The organism is Xenorhabdus santafensis (genome assembly GCF_033949405.1).
GTDB classification, from domain to species: domain Bacteria; phylum Pseudomonadota; class Gammaproteobacteria; order Enterobacterales; family Enterobacteriaceae; genus Xenorhabdus; species Xenorhabdus santafensis.
In genome coordinates this window covers 20,937-27,018 of sequence record NZ_VCDN01000063.1, presented here as the reverse complement: position 1 = coordinate 27,018, position 6,082 = coordinate 20,937, and the positions used below count along the sequence as shown (strand labels likewise).

The 6,082-nt window shown below is 38.2% G+C and carries 8 protein-coding genes; 4 read left to right on the top strand and 4 right to left on the bottom strand.

Annotated elements, in window-relative coordinates; translation table 11 throughout:
• The coding region (locus FE392_RS15240) for a glutathione S-transferase family protein (protein WP_319931072.1) at positions 1-603 on the bottom strand (603 nt) is incomplete at its 3' end.
• A gap of 152 nt (positions 604-755) precedes the next feature.
• On the opposite strand from FE392_RS15240, the gene FE392_RS15235 reads away from it, so the two are divergent.
• On the top strand, positions 756-1,688 hold the full coding sequence (locus FE392_RS15235; RefSeq protein WP_319931071.1) for a pepsin/retropepsin-like aspartic protease family protein: 933 nt from the start codon (positions 756-758) through the stop codon (positions 1,686-1,688).
• Between the two features lie 253 nt (positions 1,689-1,941).
• Positions 1,942-2,940, top strand: coding sequence for a 3-dehydro-L-gulonate 2-dehydrogenase (gene yiaK / locus FE392_RS15230; RefSeq protein WP_319931070.1), 999 nt, complete (start codon positions 1,942-1,944; stop codon positions 2,938-2,940).
• Positions 2,941-3,045: 105 nt separating this feature from the next.
• Here yiaK and FE392_RS15225 read toward each other — a convergent pair whose 3' ends face one another.
• The gene (locus tag FE392_RS15225) at positions 3,046-3,489 is read right to left on the bottom strand and encodes a PACE efflux transporter (RefSeq protein WP_319931069.1); all 444 of its coding nucleotides are present in this window, start codon (positions 3,487-3,489) and stop codon (positions 3,046-3,048) included.
• Between the two features lie 109 nt (positions 3,490-3,598).
• Here FE392_RS15225 and FE392_RS15220 point away from each other — a divergent pair, with 109 nt between their 5' ends.
• Both FE392_RS15220 and FE392_RS15215 read left to right on the top strand, forming a co-directional pair.
• On the top strand, positions 3,599-4,504 hold the full coding sequence (locus FE392_RS15220) for a LysR family transcriptional regulator (RefSeq protein ID WP_319931068.1): 906 nt from the start codon (positions 3,599-3,601) through the stop codon (positions 4,502-4,504).
• A gap of 157 nt (positions 4,505-4,661) precedes the next feature.
• A complete protein-coding gene (locus tag FE392_RS15215; protein WP_319931067.1) occupies positions 4,662-5,135 on the top strand; it encodes a DUF2846 domain-containing protein in 474 nt (157 codons plus the stop codon).
• Positions 5,136-5,221: 86 nt separating this feature from the next.
• Here FE392_RS15215 and FE392_RS15210 read toward each other — a convergent pair whose 3' ends face one another.
• Positions 5,222-5,440 (bottom strand): hypothetical protein, encoded by a 219-nt coding sequence (locus FE392_RS15210; RefSeq protein ID WP_319931066.1) that lies wholly within the window; start codon positions 5,438-5,440, stop codon positions 5,222-5,224.
• Positions 5,437-6,027 (bottom strand): amidase family protein, encoded by a 591-nt coding sequence (locus tag FE392_RS15205; protein WP_319931065.1) that lies wholly within the window; start codon positions 6,025-6,027, stop codon positions 5,437-5,439. The genes FE392_RS15210 and FE392_RS15205 overlap by 4 nt, the downstream gene beginning before the upstream one ends.
• Between the last annotated feature and the right edge of the window lie 55 nt (positions 6,028-6,082).

The window sequence follows — 6,082 nt, the reverse complement described above, 5'->3', positions numbered from 1 at the left end:
CTGAATTGGGCGCAAACCCCCTTCTTGGGCTATCAGAAAAGCGGGCCGATTCATTGCTCTGTCGATGTAATGTTCGATGTTTTTATCCATAGATATCCCGCCAAATTTTGCCCACAGAAGAGTATGTGACATAAATATGTCTGCCAATGTGAAGTTTTTTCCTGCGATCCATGTGTCATTCCCGTTCAATTTCACCTGAGAAACAACTTTAGTTGCTTCAGATCTGAAATAATCGAGTATATCAGGTGAGCGTTTATTTTCAGGGACGAACATAAGTTGCTTTAACAGGCCCATCACTGGTGCTTCAAGATCGGTAAGGGCAAAACTCAGCCATGAATTAACTATCGCTTTTTCTTCAATTTTTGCCGGATAAAGCGCTTCTCCGGCATACTTCTCGCACAGATATATACATATCGCGAGTGTTTCGCTGATGGAAATATCCTCATTAGTCATAAAGGGGACTTTTCCTTGTGGGTGAGGGGATTTCATGTCTGAATTAGGATCGAACAGGTCAACTTTTACTGAATCGCAAGCTACGCCGATTTCTTCGATTGCCCATAACACTCTCAAGGATCTACTTTTTGGATAGGTATATATTTTCAAGGGGAGATTCCTTTTTAAAAAATGGAAGCCAATATCTTTAATTAACGTGATTTAAATCCCATTTTAAAAATGATAACAATAATAAATAATTCATCTTATATAATGAAAAAGTAAAGCGCTTGCTAATAAAAAACAAATAATCGGAGAGCATAATGGTTTTTTTACCCAAGAGGTATATTCCAATATCTGTATTTATCGCCTTATCTTTTTTAACTATCCCAAACACCGTGGCATCTGAAAAGGTCATGCACATGGATTTTAAATTGGATAAAAAAACATCTCTTCCAATAACAACGATTGATATTGATGGGAAACAACAAGAGTTCATGATCGATACAGGCTCAAGTAGTGGATTCCATTTATCCAAGGCATTTATGTCAAAAATTTCAGGTTTGGTTATAGACGCTGAAAAGGAGCGTTCCACCGACATTACAGGTAAGACTTTTTTTAATGAAAAGTTTAGTATTCCGCAAATTTCAATAAATGGGATGATATTTAAGAATATTTTCGGAGTATCGTTAACACCATGGGGAGCATCTATGACCATTTCTGACGGGATAAATACGCAACCTGGCGTGGAAGGCAATCTTCCCGAAAATATGGTTATTGGCTTAGGGTTGTTCAAAGAAAAAGTCGTCCTTATTGATTATAAAACTCAGAAATTATCAGTTGCTGATCATTTGCAAGCCTTTGAGATAAATACCACTGATGGTTGGGTTGAGTTACCACTGAATTTAAGTAAGGAAGGTATTGCTGTTAAAGTCTCCCAAAATGCTAAGCATTACAATATGGTCTTGGATACCGGAGCTTCAATTTCATTTTTTATGAAAGAAAGATTATCTGGTGATGCAAAGCATCTTTCTTGCCAAATAGTGTATGACGCTTTGACTAATAAAGAGTGTGTTGCATCGGTTTTTAAACTTGATGGAGCGGGGGACAACGACCTCACAATAAATGCGATTCTGATGGGCGGAGAGTTTAAACAGTTAAATTTTGATGGATTGATTGGATATAATTTTATCAAAGATCACGCGATTTTAATTGATTTCCTAGGGAAAAAATTATTTATCAAAAGCAATCCATAAAAACTTCAATACATATTTTCTCTCATTCTACTGGGAGAAAATGGCTCACAATTAATGTTCTTGATTCAAGAACCATTAATGAATTTAAATCAATCATCCCCCATATGAAGATCTCAGTTTATTCGTTTTGAACCTCACTGTTTAGGTTTTGGTAAATAAAATCAAAATACTGTCTATTACTATATTTTCTTTCTTATTTTTGCCATATGTTAATTGATTGTTAATACATGGAATTGTAAATGAGGAAGCAAGCATGAAAATTACTTTTGAGCAATTAAAAGAACAACTTACCCGAGTGCTATTGTCCCGGGGCGTTCAAGCAGAGACAGCAGACGCCTGTGCAGAAATGTTTGCCAGTACCACAGAATATGGTGTGAATTCACATGGCGTTAACCGTTTTCCTTGGTTTATTCATCAAATTGATATAGGACACGTTATTCCCGATGCTAAGCCCGTGAAAGTCGCCTCTTTGGGTGTCATTGAACAATGGGATGCACAGCAATCCATCGGTAATTTGGCAGCTAAAGAAATGATGGACAGAGCAATTGAACTGGCTAAGGAATATGGTCTTGGTTTGGTAGCACTACGTAATACCAATCATTGGATGAGAGGAGGCACCTATGGTTCGCAAGCGGCAGAAAAAGGATTCATCGGGATCTGTTGGACTAATTCTATGGCTGCGTTGCCACCTTGGGGAGCAAAAGAGTGCCGTATTGGGACAAACCCACTCATTATAGCTATACCGGGCAATCCTATTACTTTACTCGATATATCAACATCAATGTTTTCTTATGGAAAATTACAAACAAACCTATTGTCAGGGCAACAGTTCCCTGTTGAGGCGGGTTATGATGATGATGGAAATCTAACCAGAGATCCTTTTATAATTGAGAAAACTCGTCGGCTTTTACCTATGGGATATTGGAAGGGGTCGGGCCTATCCATTGTGCTGGATATGATGGCCGCCTTACTTTCAAACGGCTTATCAGTCGCTGAAATTACACAAAATAATCGGGATGAATATGGTATTTCTCAGATATTCATCGCTATTGAAGTGGATAAATTGATTGATGATTCTTCCCGGGAAGAAAAACTGAAAATGAGCACGCATTTTATTACCTCAGCAGAACGGGTAGATCCCGAGACAGCCATTCGGTTACCGGGTCACGAATTGGTTCGCAGGCAAGCTGAAAACAGGCGAAACGGCATGACAATTGACGATAGTATATGGAAAAAAATTAAAGCGCTTTAAGAGAAAAGATACCTTCCTGCTTCTCAGTATGGCCAACCATAGGCGAGGGAATGATAATCCTCATGGCTGGCCATGCTATCTATATTTAAAACCTCAATAATTCATTTATTGATTTACCGTGTTTTCTTGTGGCAACGCTGATGATGGTAATCCAAAGATCTTATCGAAAGCCCAATTAAATACAAAAGTATATATAGGGACATAAATAATAAATGCGATGTCCAATATTAATGCTTCCAATAAGCTAATCGATAACCACCAAGACATCAGCGGAATTAAAAATATGACTAATGTCAGTTGAAATAAAACAGCGTGAATGATCCGACGACGAAATGTACGCGTCCGTGATATCTGACGGGCTTCCCAGTATTCAAATAAGGTATTGAAAATAAAATTCCATGTTACCGCGATAGTTGTAATTGCCACAGCAAGAGGTGCTGTAGTGCTGGTGGAATTTCCTGATAAAAATGCCATACCCAAGGATGAAGTCACCATCCCAATGATCTCATAAGCAGAGATAAAAACTATTTTACGTTTGATACCTTGCATAATAGTTACACAATTCCTTATTTTTCAGTTTTGAATAGCGGCAAATTAAATCAATAGAAGTGATAATAAAAGTCAGATACTATCAGGTTTTTTGAAAGGTGAGAGGGTTATGTCATTTTCAAGTGAGAACTTACAATTGTTTTTGACTGTTTTGGATAAGGGCTCTTTTTCTGCCGCTGCACGTGCATTAAACCGCGTGCCATCAGCGGTCAGTATGGGGATCGCCAACCTAGAAGCTGAGTTGGGTTATGAGCTATTTGATAGAAGTCATAGAGAGCCTGTTCCTACGGAAAAAGCACAAGTATTAGTTCCCTACGCACAAGAAATTGTTGACAAGTTAAGCCAGATTAATGCCTTTTCTCGGGAGCTGTCTCAAGGCATGGAAAGCACATTATCTATAGGCGTAGCGACAGATATCAATCCTTCCAGCATATTTGGTGCCTTACAAGAAATTAATCAACGTTACCCATTGATGAATGTTGAGATTTTAACCGCTCCACAAGACGATCTTTTACCCTTATTACATCAGAGTCGGATTCAATTAGCTGTTGTTTTCGGTGGGTTATATATTAATCCACAGGAACAGTTTCAGTGTTTGGGGCATGAGTCTCTTATTGCAACAATTTCAGCAAAACATCCGTCATTATCCTATGAAACCCCTCTCTATTTTGAAGATCTGGTACAAGCTCGTCAGATTATCATTGCCAGCCATCACCATAATCTCAGTGATGTTCGCGCTCAGGTAGGTACAAAATTTTGGCGTACGGATAACTTTTCTATGGCATTAGGCTTAGTGGAAGCGGGGCTGGGATGGGGAAATTTACCTTATTCGTTAATTCAGAATCAATTATCAACGGGTAAGTTAAAGCGTTTAAAATTTCGTAATTTGCAAAATGGGTTGGTGTTGCCAATTCATGTTGTTTGTTTGAAAGGGGAAATATTAAAACGAGGTGCACAAGAATGCATCGAATTATTGAAAGCAGCTTTTGAACATCAAAAATCTGATGTTTTTTAACCCGGTTGTAAAGATTCAGTCCAATGCAAAATATCATGCAGTGCCAGCCTGAATATGTTTAAAAAAGGAAAATAGCAAAAATTGTTAAATTGCTGTATAAAGCCACTTAAAATTTTCTTGTTCCTGTTTTTTATAAAAAAAAGGCTGCATTTTTATTATGAATATCAAAAAGTTAATTTTACCCATTTCTCTTTTAAGTGCCTTGTTTCTTAGTGGTTGTGCCAGCATACCTCTTGCTTCCGAACAAGAATCAGCACAAGTTAAAAGTTTCTCAGCACCAGAAGAAAGTAAATCTGGTTTGTATATCTATCGTGACAGTTTTGCTGGCAAGGCATTGAAAAAAGATATTTATATTGATGATAAATGCCTCGGTGAAACAGTGGACAAAACATTTTTCTACACGCAAGTGTCAGGTAATCAAAACCATAAAATAGCAACTGAATCCGAATTTTCGCCTAATGAAATATATCTTTTCACTGAAGCCGGGAAAAATTACTTTATAAGACAATCCATCAAGATGGGCGTTTTTGTTGGTGGAGCCAAATTGAGCGTATCAACAGAGCAAGAAGGGAAAAGGGTGATTTCTAAGCCAGATGTCCGTCTCGCAAAAGAAGGGCATTGCGATAACTGATTTTTAGCTTTCTATAAAAGATCTTCGAATTGAAGATCTTTTTTATTGCATGCAACATCACGATATCCGTGTGTATCTTTAAACATCTACAATAAGATAGAATGGCTATCCGGGAAAATAGATGCTGCTTTAATAAGTAGGTTTTCTTTATTTTTTAGAGCCAGTAACTCCATTCCAACCGGAAAACCATTAGGTGTAAATCCAACAGGAATGCTCAATGCCGGAGCGCCAGTAACGGGAGAAAGGAAAGCATTATTCTCCAATATTTGTTGCTGCCCAATTTTTACTGGAGAGTGGCGGATCACAGGATATGCGAGGATATTAATATCATTATACGTATTGAACCGGCTGTATCCGTTCCTATTGCGAGCGGAACATAACCGGCCGCGACTGCAACTGCTGATCCACTACTTGAGCCACCGGGAGAATAACCAGGAACCCAAGCATTCTGTGTAAACCCCGATAGAGATGAAGCGCCGGTAATACCTGCTGCAAGTTCATGCATCGCCGTTTTACCCAATAGTATCGCACCTTCTTCCCTTAACGTGGCGACGATTGGAGCATCTTGCTTTGCAATAATTCCTTGAAGAGCAACAGAGCCTGCGGTAGTTGGCCAACCCGCCACTTCAATATTGTCTTTAATCAGAACTGGGATTCCTTCCAACTTTCCGGCAGAAATACCTTTGGAACGTTTTATATCACTCTGGATCGCGGCTTTTTTTGCCTCATCTTCAAATAACCATGTAATGGCATTTAGCGCAGAACCGGTTTTATCCAGCATATTTATACGTTCAATCGCATATTCAATGAGTTTAAGAGATGTGATTTTTTTCTGTTCAAGGGCATTTAATAGTGTAGTTACAGATGAATTAATATAATCAGAAAATTGCATTATTAATTTCCTCAGTTAGTTATCCATTTACCCCAATGATTTTTGTTTTTTAAAC